The sequence below is a fragment of the Pseudomonas sp. NFACC25 genome (assembly GCF_900100935.1).
GTDB classification, from domain to species: Bacteria; Pseudomonadota; Gammaproteobacteria; order Pseudomonadales; family Pseudomonadaceae; genus Aquipseudomonas; species Aquipseudomonas marginalis.
Genome location: NZ_FMUC01000003.1, coordinates 212,502 through 226,401, shown reverse-complemented (window position 1 = coordinate 226,401; position 13,900 = coordinate 212,502). Strand labels below are relative to the sequence as shown.

Here is a 13,900-nt window from a genome sequence, read left to right as displayed (position 1 = left end):
TCGTCGCCGGAACAACCGTGAGCAAAGAACCCGATCGCCTATTCGCCCAGCCCCTGCCCCAGGTGCCGGACTTCGCCTTTAACGAGGACGTGGTGCGGGTGTTCCCGGACATGATCAAGCGTTCGGTGCCCGGTTACCCGACGATTGTCGAAAACCTCGGTGTACTTGCGGCGCAGTTTGCCCAACCGCACAGCGTGCTCTACGACCTGGGCTCGTCCCTGGGTGCGGTGACCCAGGCCTTGCGCCGTCATGTGCGCACCGACGGTTGCCGCGTGATCGCGGTGGATAACTCGGCGGCCATGGTCGAGCGCTGCCGCGAATACCTCAATGGCCAGGACTCGATGTTCCAGGAGCTGCTGCCGGTGGAGGTGATCGAGGGCGACATCCTCGCGCTGCAGTTCCAGCCGGCCTCGGTGGTGGCGTTGAACTTCACCCTGCAATTCATCGCCCCGGATGAGCGCCTGGCGTTGCTCGGGCGTATCCGCCAGTCGTTATTGCCCGGCGGCGCACTGATCCTTTCGGAAAAGCTGCGCTTCAATGACCTGGAAGAGCATGCGCTGCTCACCGACCTGCATATCGCGTTCAAACGCGCCAACGGCTACAGCGAACTGGAAATCGCCCAGAAGCGCAGCGCCATCGAAAACGTCATGAAGCCCGACAGCCTCGAAGAACACCGCGAACGCCTGCTGGCGGCCGGGTTCTCGAAAGTCGTGCCGTGGTTCCAGTGTCTTAACTTTGCCTCGTTGATTGCCTTGCCATGATTGATCTGTCCCCCCTCGCCCGCCATCTGGTCGGCACCCCGCTGGCCGTATGGGCCCAAGGCCTGCAAGCGCAGCTCGATAGCAAGATGGAAAAGGGTCATGGCGACCTGGAGCGTTGGCAGAGTGCCCTGGACGCGCTGCCAAGGATCCAGCCCAGCGAAGTCGACTTGCTCAATGGCCTGGTGCTGGACACCGATTGCGACGACGCCACCCGCGCGCAGATGCACACCGCGCTGATGGGCTTGAGCCCGTGGCGCAAGGGCCCGTTCCACCTGTTCGGCGTGCATGTGGACACCGAATGGCGCTCGGACTGGAAATGGTCGCGTGTGGCCCCGCACCTGGACCTGAAGGGCAAGCGTATTCTCGATGTCGGTTGCGGCAACGGTTACTACATGTGGCGCATGCTCGGCGCCGGGGCCGACAGCGTGATTGGCGTCGACCCGAACTGGCTGTTCTTCTGCCAGTTCCAGGCCGTACAGCGTTACCTGTCCGAACCCAAGGCCTGGCACCTGCCGTTCCCGTTTGAAGACCTGCCGGCGAACCTGGAAGGCTTCGACACGGTGTTTTCCATGGGGGTGTTCTATCACCGCCGCTCGCCGATCGAGCATCTGCTGGCGCTGAAGGACACCCTGGTCAAGGGCGGCGAACTGGTCCTGGAAACCCTGGTGGTGGAAGGCGACCAGCAACAGGTGCTGGTGCCGGAAGACCGTTATGCGCAGATGCGCAACGTGTGGTTCCTGCCGTCGGTGCCGGCACTGATGCTGTGGCTGCGGCGTGCCGGGTTCAGTGATGTGAGGTGCGTGGATGTGAGCGTGACCACGGTGGAGGAACAGCGCGGAACGGAGTGGATGAAGTATCAATCCCTCAGCGACTTCCTCGATCCGCAGGATCACAGCAAGACGATTGAAGGGCTGCCGGCGCCGATGCGGGCGGTCATCATCGCTAAAAAGTAAGCCCCCAAGCTCCCTGAAAAAATGAAGCGTTCTTTAGAGCGGGGGCTTGGCTCGGCGGGCCTTGAAGAATTCGCTCAACACCGTGCCGCACTCCTCGGCCAGCACACCGCCTTCAAACAACACCCGATGGTTCAGAAAGCCCTGGGTAAAGAACTGCCCCTGGCTTTGCACAATCCCCGCCTTCGGCTCCAACGCGCCATACACCACCCGCGCGATGCGTGAATGCACGATCAGCCCGGCGCACATGCTGCACGGTTCCAGGGTCACGTACAGCGTACTGCCCGGCAGGCGGTAGTTGCTGACAGCCTGCGCGGCGGCGCGGATGGCGACCATTTCGGCGTGGGCACTGGGGTCATTGCCACTGATCGGGCAGTTGAAGCCGCGACCGATGATTTCACCGTCCTGCACCAGCACCGCGCCCACCGGCACTTCCCCCAGCGCCGCGCCTTGGGCGGCAAGGGCCAGGGCTTCGCGCATGAAATCCTGGTCGCGGCTGCGGTCGATGATCGCCGTGGGGCGAAACTGGCGCATCACGCCACCTCGATGGCGGCCATCAGGCCGGTTTCCATATGGTCGATCACGTGGCAGTGGAACATCCACACCCCGGGGTTATCCGCCACCAAGGCCACGCGGGCGCGTTCGTTCTTGCCCAGCAGGTAAGTGTCGGTGAAATACGGGATCACCTTGTGGCGGTTCGAGGCGATCACCTTGAAGCTCATGCCGTGCAGGTGGATCGGGTGCTGGTACTGGGTCATGTTCTTCAATTCGAAAATGTAGCTCTTGCCTTTTTCCAGCTTGGCAATCGGGCGATCGGCGCAGGTCTTGTCGGTGATGTCCCAGGCCTGGCCGTTGATCTGCCAGAGGCTCGGCGGCTTGCCATTATCGACATTCACCGACACTGAACCGACCCACTCGAAATTGAAGTTGAGTTTCTCCGCATTGGCCAGGTCCGGCTCGGCAATCGGGTTGGCGGGCAATGCCGGTGGCCATTCGGTCGGTGCATCGGTGTTGGCGACTGAGCGGAAAGTGCCCAGGCGCACCGGGCCGTTGCGGATCGACAGTTCTTCACCCGCCGGCGGCGCCTTGATCGCGAGGCAGATACGCATGCCCGGACCCAGCCAGTATTCCTTGCCCAGCGGGCGCGGTTCGACGGGGTTGCCGTCCAGGGCGTAGATCTGCGCTTCGACGTCGGGGATGTTGATGCGATAGGTCAGGGTGTTGTCGAGGTTGAGCAGGCGCACACGGGTGATCTGCCCGGCAGGCAGGTCGATCACCGCCTGGGAGACGCCATTGATGGTCGACAACCGCCCGGCCGTACCGCCGCGCGCGGCCTCACGGGGAATGCTGAAGGCGACAAAGGCGCCCTCTTCGTCCACATGCCAGCTCTTCAGGCTCAGGGTGCGCTCGTGCTTGAACCCGGTGGGTTCGCGTTCTTCGATGATCAGCGGGCCGACCAGGCCGCGGCCGAGTTCTTCGCTGCTGTTCACATGGGGGTGATACCAGTAGCTGCCGGCGTCGGGCACGCGGAATGTGTAGTCGAAGTATTCGCCGGGCAGCACCGGCAATTGCGAGACGTAGGGCACGCCGTCCATTTCCAGCGGCAGGCGAATGCCGTGCCAGTGGATCGTGGTAGCGACCGGCAGGTGGTTGATAAAGCGCACCCGCAGCCACTCACCCTGGCGCACGCGCAACTCGGTGCCCGGTGCCGAAGGGCCGAAGGCCCAGGCCTGGGTCTTGTGCCCCGGCACCAGTTCTACGTCGAGCGGCGCGGCGATCAGTTCGTAATCATGCCCCGCTTCGGCTTCGGCGACTTTCCCCAGCCAGTAGCGGTAGGCGCCACCGGCGCCGACGCCCACTACGGCCAGGCCTGCAAGACCACCCAGGATTTGTCGACGGGAAAAGGATCGGGACACAACAACCTCACGTATCTGCCGCAGGCACAGGGCCTGCAAAGGGCAGATACGATACACCTGCATTGGCTAAACAGTAAGGCTTCGCATTGCCGCGGATCTGCGATCAGCGCTTGGCGGCCGCCAGGATCAGGGCTTTCATCTCGGCCACCGCGCCTTTGAAACCGACGAACAGCGCGTGGGCCACCAGCGCGTGGCCGATGTTCAGCTCGTTGATGCCCTTGATCGCGGCCACGGCTTCGACGTTGTGGTAGTGCAGGCCGTGGCCGGCATTGACGATCAGGCCTTCATTAAGGCCGCAGTTCACACCGTCAATGATGCGCTGCAGTTCATCCGCCACTTCGGTCGGTGTGGTGGCGTCGGCGTACCGGCCGGTGTGCAGTTCGATGGCCGGCGCGCCGACACGGCGGGACGCTTCGATCTGGCGCTCGTCGGCGTCGATGAACAGCGAGACTTCGCTGCCGATCTTCGACAGGCGCTCCACGGCGGCCTTGATCCGCGCTTCCTGGCCGGCCACGTCGAGGCCGCCTTCGGTGGTCAGTTCCTGGCGGGTTTCCGGGACCAGGCAGATGTGCGCCGGACGGATGCGCTCGGCGAAGGCCATCATTTCTTCGGTGACGCCCATCTCGAAGTTCATGCGGGTTTGCAGCACGTCCTTGAGCAGCAGCACATCGCGCTCCTGGATGTGGCGGCGGTCTTCGCGCAGGTGCACGGTGATGCCGTCGGCGCCCGCTTCTTCGGCGTCCAGCGCGGCCTTGACCGGGTCAGGGTAACGGGTGCCCCGGGCCTGGCGCAGGGTAGCGACGTGGTCGATGTTGACGCCAAGAAGAATGCGATTGCTGGTGGTCACGGAAGCGCTCCTGAAAAGGGGAAAGAAACGCTGCACAGCATACACGGGGATGTCAGGGCTTTCGAAACAACTCGCGACTGACCAGCGGCCGTCCACCCAAGTGCACGGCCAGCGCCTGGCGCATCAAGCGCTTGGCGGCGGACAAGGCGCCCGGTGCAGTCCAGTCGGCTTCACTCATGGCCAGCAGCTCGGTGCCCTGGAACAGCCCCGGTTGCAGCAGGTACACACGCTCCAGACCCGCATCCACCTGCAGGCGATACATGCCGTCGGCGGCGATGGGGTCGCCGTGCAGGTCGTTGTGCAGTTCGAAGCCGTAGCCCAGGTCGTCAAGCAGGCGCCATTCGAAGGCGCGCAACAGCGGCTCCAGGGGGCGGCCCTCGGCCAGGGCCAGCAAGGTGGCGGCATAGTGATCGAAGACCGCCGGGTGCGGGTCTTCGGCGGGCAACAGGCGGATCAGCAGTTCATTGAGGTAGAGGCCGCTGAACAGTGCATCGCCATTGAGCCAGGCGGACGTGCCGACGCTTTCCAGGCGGCCGACGTTTTTCAGCTCGCCCTTGCCGCGAAACTCCACGTCCAACGCCACGAAAGGTCGCGCCAATGTCCCCGCCTTGCCCCGCGCGCTACGCAATACCGCGCGCAGACGGCCTTGGGGCGTGAGGAAATCCACCAGCGCGCTGGTCTCGCGGTAGGCGCGGCTGTGCAGCACGTAGGCGAGTTGGCTGGTGGGTGGGGATTGGGACATGGGTTCTCTATCTTGAAAACAACAAAAACCTAATGTGGGAGGGGGCTTGCCCCCGATGGCGGTGGCTCAGTCACTTATTTATTAACTGATCCACCGCTATCGGGGGCAAGCCCCCTCCCACATTTTTTGCCCTGCGGTGTCCTTACAGGTCGCCGTAGCCGAGGGAGCGCAGTGCGCGCTCATCATCGGACCAGCCGCCTTTAACCTTCACCCACAGGTTAAGCATGATCTTGGAATCGAACAGCAATTCCATGTCCTTGCGCGCTTCGGTGCCGATGCGCTTGATGCGCTCGCCCTTGTCGCCGATGATGATTTTCTTCTGGCCGTCACGTTCGACGAGGATCAGCGCATGGATATGCAGGGTCTTGCCCTGCTGCTTGAACTCTTCGATTTCGACGGTGATCTGGTACGGCAGCTCGGCGCCCATCTGGCGCATGATTTTCTCACGCACCAGTTCGGCGGCGAGGAAACGGCTGCTGCGGTCGGTGATCTGGTCTTCCGGGAAGAAGTGCTCGTTCTCCGGCAGGTAACCGGCGATCACGCGCTCCAGGGCTTCGAGGTTGTGCCCGTGCTGGGCCGAGATCGGCATGATCTGGGCGTTCGGCAGTTGCTCCTGCAGCCAGCTCAGGTGCGGCATCAGCTCGGCTTTGTCTTCGATGCGGTCGGTCTTGTTCAACGCGACGATCAAAGGGCCAGTGACGTACTGCACGCGCTCGAGGACCATCTGGTCTTCGTCGGTCCACTTGGTGCGGTCGACCACGAAGATCACCACGTCCACGTCTTTCAACGCCGCCGAGGCCGTCTTGTTCATGTAGCGGTTAAGGGCTTTCTCGCCGCCCTTGTGCATGCCCGGGGTGTCGACGTAGACCGCTTGCACGCTGCCTTCGGTCTTGATGCCCAGCATGTTGTGGCGGGTGGTCTGCGGCTTGCGCGAGGTGATTGCAAGCTTCTGGCCGAGGATATGGTTCAGCAGCGTGGACTTGCCCACGTTCGGGCGGCCGACGATGGCAACATAGCCACAGCGTGTTGCGGTTGAATCAGTCATGGCCATTCTCCACGCCCAGGGCAATCAGTGCTGCAGCGGCCGCTACCTGTTCGGCAATACGACGGCTCACACCCTGACCTCGGCTTTTTTCATTCAGTAAGGTGATTTCACATTCCACGAAGAACACGCGGCAATGGGGTTCACCCTGGATATCCACCACTTCGTAGCGTGGCAGGTCGCAACCGCGCGATTGCAGGAACTCCTGCAAGCGGGTCTTTGGATCCTTGTTGGTGTCGACCAGCGTGAGGCTTTCGATCTCGGAGGTCAGCCACGCGGTGACGCGCTCCTTGGCCGCTTCCATGCCGGCATCGAGGTAGATCGCGCCGATCAACGCCTCAAGCGCATCGGCCAGGATCGACTCACGGCGGAACCCGCCGCTCTTCAACTCGCCGGAACCCAGGCGCAGGTACTCACCCAGGCCAAAACCACGGGCCAGTACGGCCAGGGTCTCGCCCTTTACCAGGCGTGCGCGTAAACGCGACAGCTGACCTTCACGGGCTTGGGGGAAGCGCTCGAACAGTGCTTCACCGGCGACGAAATTGAGGATGGCATCACCGAGGAATTCCAGGCGTTCGTTATTACGCCCTGCAAAGCTGCGGTGTGTGAGGGCAAGGACCATCAATTCCTGATCCTTGAAGGTGTAGCCGAGCTGGCGCTCGAGACGACTTAGAGAAACGGTCACGGTTTACCCATATCTGTGTGGTGGCACCGGCGGCCATCGACGATTGACGCAGTGTTCAAATTCAAATCCTGGTTGGTATTGCACGGGGACGGGAAATGTCCAAGCCCCAGAAAAGCATTCGGCGCTGTGTGCACAGCGCCGCTTGTATTACTTGATCAGCCCGACCCGCGAGAAGTTCGGCAGGTGGCTGAGCTTGGGTTCCGGCCAGCTCATCCAGACCGCAAAGGCCTTGCCGACGATATTCTGGTCGGGAACCATGCCCAGCAGGTCCTTGGGAATGCTGGGGTCATCCCAGTAACGGCTGTCATTGGAGTTGTCGCGGTTGTCGCCCATCATGAAGTAGTGCCCGGCCGGCACTTTCCACTCGCCGTCAGGCATGGCACGGTAGCGGCTCATTTCCTTGCGGATTTCATGCTCTACCGCACCGAGTTTTTCCTGGTACAGCTCGGCACTGCCCAGGCTGTTCGGTTCGGAACCGATCAGCTTCTCGGCCACCGACTCGCCGTTGATGAACAGGCGCTTGTCGCTGGTGTAGCGAATCACGTCGCCCGGCAGGCCTACCACACGCTTGATGTAGTTGACGTTCGGGTCGCTCGGGTAGCGGAACACCATCACATCGCCGCGCTGCGGATCACCGACTTCGATGACCTTCTTGTCGATCACCGGCAGGCGAATCCCGTAGGAGAACTTGTTCACCAGGATGAAATCGCCCACGTCCAGGGTAGGTTTCATCGACCCCGACGGGATCTGAAACGGTTCCACCAGGAACGAGCGCAGCACCAGCACGATGAACAACACCGGGAAGAACGACTTGCCGTATTCAACCAGCAAGGGCTCTTTGTTCAGCTTCTCGATCACCATGCCATCGGGCTGGCTGACGCTGCCCTGATAGGACGCGATAGCCGCCCGCCGACGCGGGGCGAAGAACACCAGATCGAGCAACGCCAGGAGACCGCAAACGGCAACGGCGATGACCAGCAACAGCGGGAAATTTAGCGACATAGGACCTAACTATCCAACCTGAGCACCGCAAGGAAGGCTTCTTGTGGAATTTCCACGTTGCCCACTTGCTTCATGCGTTTTTTACCGGCCTTTTGCTTCTCAAGCAGCTTGCGCTTACGGCTTACGTCACCGCCGTAGCATTTGGCCAGTACGTTCTTTCTGAGTGCCTTGACGGAGGTTCGCGCAATGATCTGCCCGCCAATGGCGGCCTGGATCGCGACGTCGAACATCTGGCGCGGAATCAGTTCTTTCATCTTCTCGGTCAACTGGCGACCTTTGTAGTGCGCATTGTCCTTGTGAACGATCAGTGCCAGGGCATCGACCTTGTCGCCGTTGATCAGCACATCCAGTTTCACCAGATTAGCCGATTGGTAACGGTCGAAATGGTAATCCAGCGAAGCATAGCCGCGACTGGTGGATTTGAGACGGTCAAAGAAGTCCAGGACCACTTCGTTCATCGGCAAATCGTAGGTCACTTGCACCTGGGTACCGAGGAACAGCATGTCGTGCTGCACGCCACGCTTTTCGATACACAGGGTAATGACGTTGCCCAGGTGTTCCTGCGGCACAAGGATATTGGCCCGCACGATCGGTTCGCGCATGTCTTCGATGGAAGACAGGTCTGGAAGCTTGGACGGGTTGTCGACGTAAATCGTTTCACCGTTTTTGAGCAGCAGCTCGAAAATAACCGTCGGCGCCGTGGTGATCAGGTCCAGGTCGTATTCGCGCTCAAGGCGCTCCTGGATGATTTCCATGTGCAGCATGCCGAGGAAGCCGCAGCGGAAGCCGAAGCCCAGGGCGTCGGAGCTTTCCGGGGTGTACTGCAACGACGAGTCGTTGAGGGTCAGCTTTTGCAGGGCTTCGCGGAAGTCTTCGAAGTCGTCGGAGCTGACCGGGAACAGGCCGGCGTAGACCTGCGGCTGGATGCGTTTGAAGCCCGGCAGCACGTCGACGTCAGGGGTGGAGCTCAAGGTCAGGGTGTCACCCACCGGCGCACCGTGGATGTCCTTGATACCGGCGATGATGAAGCCTACTTCACCGGCTTTCAGATCAGTGGTCGCGGTGTGCTTGGGGTTGAATACACCGACGCTGTCCACCAGGTGGATCTTGCCGGTGGACTTGACCAGGATCTTGTCGCCCTTCTTCACACGGCCGTGGCGCACGCGTACCAGGGAGACAACCCCCAGGTAGTTGTCGAACCAGGAGTCGATGATCAACGCTTGCAGCGGATCTTCGTAGTTGCCGGTGGGGGCTGGAATGGTCTTGACCAGGCGCTCGAGCACTTCATCGACGCCCAGGCCGGTCTTGGCGCTGCACTCGACGGCGTCGGTGGCGTCAATGCCGATGATTTTTTCGATTTCTTCTTTTACGCGGTCCGGATCGGCCTGCGGCAGGTCGATCTTGTTCAGCACCGGCATGACTTCCAGGCCTTGCTCGATGGCGGTGTAGCAGTTGGCCACGGACTGGGCTTCAACGCCCTGGCCCGCGTCCACCACCAGCAGCGCACCTTCGCAGGCCGCCAGGGAGCGGCTGACTTCATAGGTGAAGTCCACGTGGCCGGGGGTGTCAATGAAGTTCAACTGGTACTTGATACCGTCTTTGGCGGTGTAGTACAGGGTAACGCTGTGGGCCTTGATGGTGATCCCGCGCTCGCGTTCGAGGTCCATGGAGTCCAGCACCTGGGCTTCCATTTCACGCTCGGCAAGGCCGCCGCACATCTGGATGAATCGATCGGCCAGCGTCGACTTACCATGGTCAATGTGGGCGATGATGGAGAAATTGCGGATATGACTCAAATCACTCACGGATCAACACTCAAAAAGGCTGCAGGCAGATTGCCCGCTGAAAAATAGCCGGGAATTGTACCTGATGCTCAGGCCGGGCGTCATCTTTGCTGACCAGAACAAAAATGCCCCGCTCATCCGAGCGGGGCATTTTTTATCCAACGGCGCGGTATCAGCCGGCCCGGCGCAGCAGCCAGAACCCGGCCAGGGCGCAGATGGCCGTCGGCACCAGCACTGCAAACAGTGGCGAGAACCCGAACACCAGGCTCGACGGGCCGAGCAGGTCCTGGGCGATGCGGAAGGTGAAACCGACCAGCACGCCCGTGAATACCCGCTGACCGAGGGTCACGGAGCGCAACGGACCGAAGATGAACGAGATCGCCATCAACACCAGTGCGGCGGTCACCACCGGTTGCAACACCTTGACCCAAAATGCCAGCCAGTAACGACCGTTATTCAAGCCTTGATCCTTCAGGTAGTGGATATAGCCCCACAACCCGGAGATCGGCAGGCTTTCGGGGATCATCACCACCGTATTGAGCAGTTCCGGCTTGAGGGCGATATCCCACTCTTCACTCGGCACATTGATCACTTCGGTGCTGGCCTTGGTGCCTTGGCCGACATTGCGGAAGTAAGTCGTGGTGACGTCGGTCAATTGCCACTTTTCGTCGCCGTACTGCGCGCGTTTGGCGAAACTGGACGACAGCATGTGACGTTCCTTGTCGAACGTGTAGCGCGTCACACCGATCAACAACCCGCCCGGTTGCACGGCGTTGATGTGGATGAACTCATCACCCTGGCGGTGCCACAGGCCATGCTTGGCGCTTTGTGCATCGCCCGAGCCCTGGGCCAGGGCGCGATTGGCCTGGGCGGTGGTTTCGGCCGGCGGCGCTACGTATTCACCGATCAGCACGCTGCACAGCATCAGCAGCAACATTGGCTTCATGACCGCCCAGACGATACGCCCGATGGACACCCCGGCGGCGCGCATGATGGTCAGTTCGCTGTTGCTGGCCAGGCTGCCCAGGCCGATCAGGCAACCGATCAGCGCGGCCATCGGCATCATGTCGTAGAGACGACGCGGCGCGGTCAGTGCCACGTAGCCGAGCACGTCCCATACGGTATAGGTGTCGCTGACGTTGCCGACTTCATCGATGAAGGCGAACAACGAGGCCAGGCCCAGGATAATGCCCAGTACCGCCAGGATGGCGATCAGGACGCTGCTACCAATGTAGCGATCGAGCTTAGCCACGAGCCAACTCCTTCTGGCCACGACGGCTCATCATTTTCAAACGAATAGGCTCCCAATACAGCAGCCCCAGGCCGATCACCAGGAACATGCCGTGCACCCACCACAGGCCCAGGACCGGCGACAGCTTGCCTTTCTCCAGGGAGCCACGGGCGGAAATCAGGATGGTGAGGTAAGCCATGTACAGCAGGATCGCCGGCAACAGCTTGAGGAAACGGCCCTGGCGCGGGTTGACGCGCGACAGCGGCACGGCCATCAGGGTCACGATAAACACCAGCAGCGGCAGGGAAATCCGCCATTGCAGCTCGGCGATGGAACGCAGTTCCTTGCTGCCGAGCAGGTCCGCCGTGGGGATGGCGTCGCGGTCGGTGACTTCGTCGCTGATATCCGGGCGGGCCAGCATCACGCCATAGGTGTCGTACTTGATCGCGCGATAGTCGGCCATGCCTGGACTGCCATCGTAGCGATAGCCATTTTCCAGGATCAGGTAGCGGCTGCCGTCAGGACGCACTTCCTGGCGGCCCGAATCGGCCACCAGTACGGAAATGCCCCGGTCTTTCTTGTCCTGGCCAAACCGTTTCTCGGAGATGAACACACCGCCCAGGTTGGCGCGGTCGTCGGTCAAGGTTTCCGTGTAAGTCACCCGCGAGCCGTCATTGAGTGCCTGGAAACGGCCCGGCTCGAGGGTATCGAACTCGGTCATCGCATCCTGCTTGTTCAGCACCAGCTGGAACTGCATGGCGCCCTGGGGAGCCAGGCTCAGGCTCAGCCAGGCCACGATCAGCGCAACACCGGCCGCCGGAATCATGGTCATGCCCAGCAGGCGCTGCTGGCTCATGCCGGTGGCCGAGAGCACGGTCATTTCACTTTCAAGGTACAAGCGGCCGTAGGCCAGCAGGATGCCGAGGAACAGGCCCAGCGGCAGGATCAGTTGCAAGAATCCCGGCAGGCGAAAGCCCATGATCAGGAACAGCGAGCCTGGGTCCAGGGCGCCGGAGGCAGCCTGGGCCAGGTATTTGACGAAACGACCACTCATGATGATGACCAGCAGGACCGCACTCACGGCACTCAGGGTCAACAGGACTTCGCGGGACAGATAACGGAAGACGATCAAACCAGACACTCCAGGGTTGTCAGGCTAAGGCGGCCAAACAAGCAAGCATACCGAGTCAGCCCGTTTGCACCGGGCCGGCTAAAAAGATGGCGCATTATCCTGTGATTGACCGCGCCTGTCACTGCGCAACCTCATGCGCAGGCACAAAGGGTTGTCAGGCTCCGTCGGCGAGGTTCAAACTGCGGCCTTTGTCGCTGGTGGTTTACACAGCCGCCACGCTTTAAAGCCTGCGTACAGACGCCAGGCTCTCAGACCTTATATAAGGGACCCGAAAATGGAATTGGTTGTAAAAAGCGTTAGCCCCGAAACGTTGAAAACCGCCACCCTCGTGGTCGCCATCGGCGAAGGCCGCAAGCTCGGCGTAGCCGCCAGGCAGCTCGACGAACTCAGCGGCGGCGCGATCAGCGCGGTCCTCAAGCGCGGCGACCTGGCCGGCAAAGTCGGCCAGAGCCTGCTGCTGCAAAGCCTGCCCAACCTGAAAGCCGACCGCGTATTGCTGGTGGGCGTGGGCAAGGACGCTGAACTGGGCGACCGTCCGTTCCGCAAGATCATCAGCGGCATCCTCAACACCCTGAAGGGCCTGGGCGGCAGCGATGCCGCACTGGCACTCGATGAAATCGTGGTCAAGGGCCGTGACAGCTACGGCAAGACCCGCCTGCTGGCCGAAACCCTGGTGGACGGCGGCTACATTTTCGATCAGTTCAAGAGCCAGAAAGCCGAACCCCGCGCCCTGAAGAAAATCACCCTGCTGACCATCAAGGCCGCCCAGGCTGAAGTCGAGCGCGCCGTGACCCACGCCCAGGCCATCGCCAATGGCATGTCGTTCACCCGCGACCTGGGCAACCTGCCGCCGAACATCTGCCACCCGACCTACCTGGGCGAACAGGCCAAGGCGTTGGGTAAAGAGTTCAAGGGCCTGAAAGTCGAAGTCCTGGACGAGAAGAAGATCAAGGAACTGGGCATGGGCTCGTTCTATGCCGTGGGCCAGGGCAGCGACCAGCCGCCACGCCTGATCGTGATGCAATACAACGGCGGCAAGAAGTCCGAGAAGCCTTACGCCCTGGTCGGCAAAGGCATCACCTTCGACACCGGCGGCATCAGCCTCAAGCCGGGCCTGGGCATGGACGAGATGAAGTACGACATGGGCGGCGCCGCCAGCGTATTCGGCACCCTGCGCGCCGTGCTGGAACTGAAGCTGCCGATCAACCTGGTGTGCATCCTGGCCTGCGCCGAGAACATGCCCAGCGGCGGCGCGGCCCGTCCGGGCGACATCGTCACCACCCTCAGCGGCCAGACCGTGGAAATCCTCAACACCGACGCCGAAGGCCGCCTGGTGCTGTGCGATGCCCTGACCTACGCCGAGCGCTTCAAGCCACAGGCCGTGATCGACATCGCCACCCTGACTGGCGCCTGCATCGTGGCACTGGGCTCCCACACCTCGGGCCTGCTGGGCAATAACGACGAGCTGATCGAGCAACTGCTCAGCGCCGGCAAGGCCGCCGACGACCGCGCCTGGCAACTGCCGCTGTTCGATGAGTACCAGGAGCAGCTGGACAGCCCGTTCGCCGACATCGCCAACATCGGCGGCCCGAAAGCCGGCACCATCACGGCTGCGTGCTTCCTGTCGCGCTTCGCCAAGAACTTCAACTGGGCGCACCTGGACATCGCCGGCACGGCCTGGACCAGCGGCGGGAAGGACAAGGGCGCCACCGGCCGTCCGGTGCCATTGCTGACCCAATACCTGCTGGACCGCGCCAAAGCCTGACACTGAAGATGCCGGGGCGGTGATCTCGCCGCCCCGGCCTCAG

Annotated in this window: 13 protein-coding genes; 3 read left to right on the top strand and 10 right to left on the bottom strand. The window is 61.8% G+C overall.

The window, feature by feature from the left end; translation table 11 throughout:
- The first annotated feature begins 17 nt into the window (after positions 1–17).
- Positions 18–761 carry a carboxy-S-adenosyl-L-methionine synthase CmoA gene (gene cmoA / locus BLQ09_RS08735; protein ID WP_027604655.1) on the top strand — a complete coding sequence of 248 codons (744 nt, stop codon included), beginning with the start codon at positions 18–20 and terminating at the stop codon, positions 759–761.
- Positions 758–1,714, top strand: a complete 957-nt coding sequence (gene cmoB, locus BLQ09_RS08730; protein WP_027604656.1) for a tRNA 5-methoxyuridine(34)/uridine 5-oxyacetic acid(34) synthase CmoB — start codon at positions 758–760, stop codon at positions 1,712–1,714. Before cmoA ends, cmoB begins: the two co-directional genes overlap by 4 nt.
- Positions 1,715–1,747: 33 nt before the next feature.
- Here cmoB and tadA read toward each other — a convergent pair whose 3' ends face one another.
- The 10 genes from tadA to lptF all read right to left on the bottom strand — a co-directional run bounded on the left by tadA (position 1,748) and on the right by lptF (position 12,092).
- Positions 1,748–2,245, bottom strand: coding sequence for a tRNA adenosine(34) deaminase TadA (gene tadA / locus BLQ09_RS08725; RefSeq protein ID WP_053133694.1), 498 nt, complete (start codon positions 2,243–2,245; stop codon positions 1,748–1,750).
- Positions 2,245–3,627 (bottom strand): multicopper oxidase family protein, encoded by a 1,383-nt coding sequence (locus tag BLQ09_RS08720; RefSeq protein ID WP_027604658.1) that lies wholly within the window; start codon positions 3,625–3,627, stop codon positions 2,245–2,247. The genes tadA and BLQ09_RS08720 overlap by 1 nt, the downstream gene beginning before the upstream one ends.
- Positions 3,628–3,730: 103 nt before the next feature.
- Positions 3,731–4,474: a pyridoxine 5'-phosphate synthase gene (pdxJ, locus tag BLQ09_RS08715; protein ID WP_027604659.1), complete on the bottom strand. Its 744-nt coding sequence runs from the start codon at positions 4,472–4,474 to the stop codon at positions 3,731–3,733.
- 52 nt (positions 4,475–4,526) lie between these two features.
- A complete protein-coding gene (gene recO / locus BLQ09_RS08710; RefSeq protein ID WP_092356244.1) occupies positions 4,527–5,216 on the bottom strand; it encodes a DNA repair protein RecO in 690 nt (229 codons plus the stop codon).
- Between the two features lie 142 nt (positions 5,217–5,358).
- Complete coding sequence (era, locus tag BLQ09_RS08705; RefSeq protein ID WP_027604661.1) at positions 5,359–6,261, bottom strand: GTPase Era; 903 nt, start codon at positions 6,259–6,261, stop codon at positions 5,359–5,361.
- On the bottom strand, positions 6,254–6,943 hold the full coding sequence (rnc, locus tag BLQ09_RS08700) for a ribonuclease III (RefSeq protein ID WP_027604662.1): 690 nt from the start codon (positions 6,941–6,943) through the stop codon (positions 6,254–6,256). The genes era and rnc overlap by 8 nt, the downstream gene beginning before the upstream one ends.
- Positions 6,944–7,090: 147 nt before the next feature.
- Positions 7,091–7,945 (bottom strand): signal peptidase I, encoded by an 855-nt coding sequence (gene lepB, locus BLQ09_RS08695; protein ID WP_027604663.1) that lies wholly within the window; start codon positions 7,943–7,945, stop codon positions 7,091–7,093.
- A gap of 5 nt (positions 7,946–7,950) precedes the next feature.
- On the bottom strand, positions 7,951–9,750 hold the full coding sequence (gene lepA / locus BLQ09_RS08690) for a translation elongation factor 4 (RefSeq protein ID WP_027604664.1): 1,800 nt from the start codon (positions 9,748–9,750) through the stop codon (positions 7,951–7,953).
- A gap of 151 nt (positions 9,751–9,901) precedes the next feature.
- On the bottom strand, positions 9,902–10,981 hold the full coding sequence (gene lptG, locus BLQ09_RS08685) for an LPS export ABC transporter permease LptG (protein WP_065924180.1): 1,080 nt from the start codon (positions 10,979–10,981) through the stop codon (positions 9,902–9,904).
- Positions 10,974–12,092, bottom strand: coding sequence for an LPS export ABC transporter permease LptF (gene lptF, locus BLQ09_RS08680; RefSeq protein ID WP_027604666.1), 1,119 nt, complete (start codon positions 12,090–12,092; stop codon positions 10,974–10,976). Before lptF ends, lptG begins: the two co-directional genes overlap by 8 nt.
- Before the next feature lie 274 nt (positions 12,093–12,366).
- Here lptF and BLQ09_RS08675 point away from each other — a divergent pair, with 274 nt between their 5' ends.
- On the top strand, positions 12,367–13,857 hold the full coding sequence (locus BLQ09_RS08675) for a leucyl aminopeptidase (protein ID WP_027604667.1): 1,491 nt from the start codon (positions 12,367–12,369) through the stop codon (positions 13,855–13,857).
- Positions 13,858–13,900 lie beyond the last annotated feature (43 nt).

What these genes read in the sequence shown, in the direction of transcription:
- cmoB (WP_027604656.1), top strand. Translation starts at nt 758, where the DNA reads ATGATTGATCTGTCCCCCCTCGCCCGCCATCTGGTCGGCACCCCGCTG.
- tadA (WP_053133694.1), bottom strand. Translation starts at nt 2,245, where the DNA reads ATGCGCCAGTTTCGCCCCACGGCGATCATCGACCGCAGCCGCGACCAG.
- recO (WP_092356244.1), bottom strand. Translation starts at nt 5,216, where the DNA reads ATGTCCCAATCCCCACCCACCAGCCAACTCGCCTACGTGCTGCACAGC.
- era (WP_027604661.1), bottom strand. Translation starts at nt 6,261, where the DNA reads ATGACTGATTCAACCGCAACACGCTGTGGCTATGTTGCCATCGTCGGC.
- lepB (WP_027604663.1), bottom strand. Translation starts at nt 7,945, where the DNA reads ATGTCGCTAAATTTCCCGCTGTTGCTGGTCATCGCCGTTGCCGTTTGC.
- BLQ09_RS08675 (WP_027604667.1), top strand. Translation starts at nt 12,367, where the DNA reads ATGGAATTGGTTGTAAAAAGCGTTAGCCCCGAAACGTTGAAAACCGCC.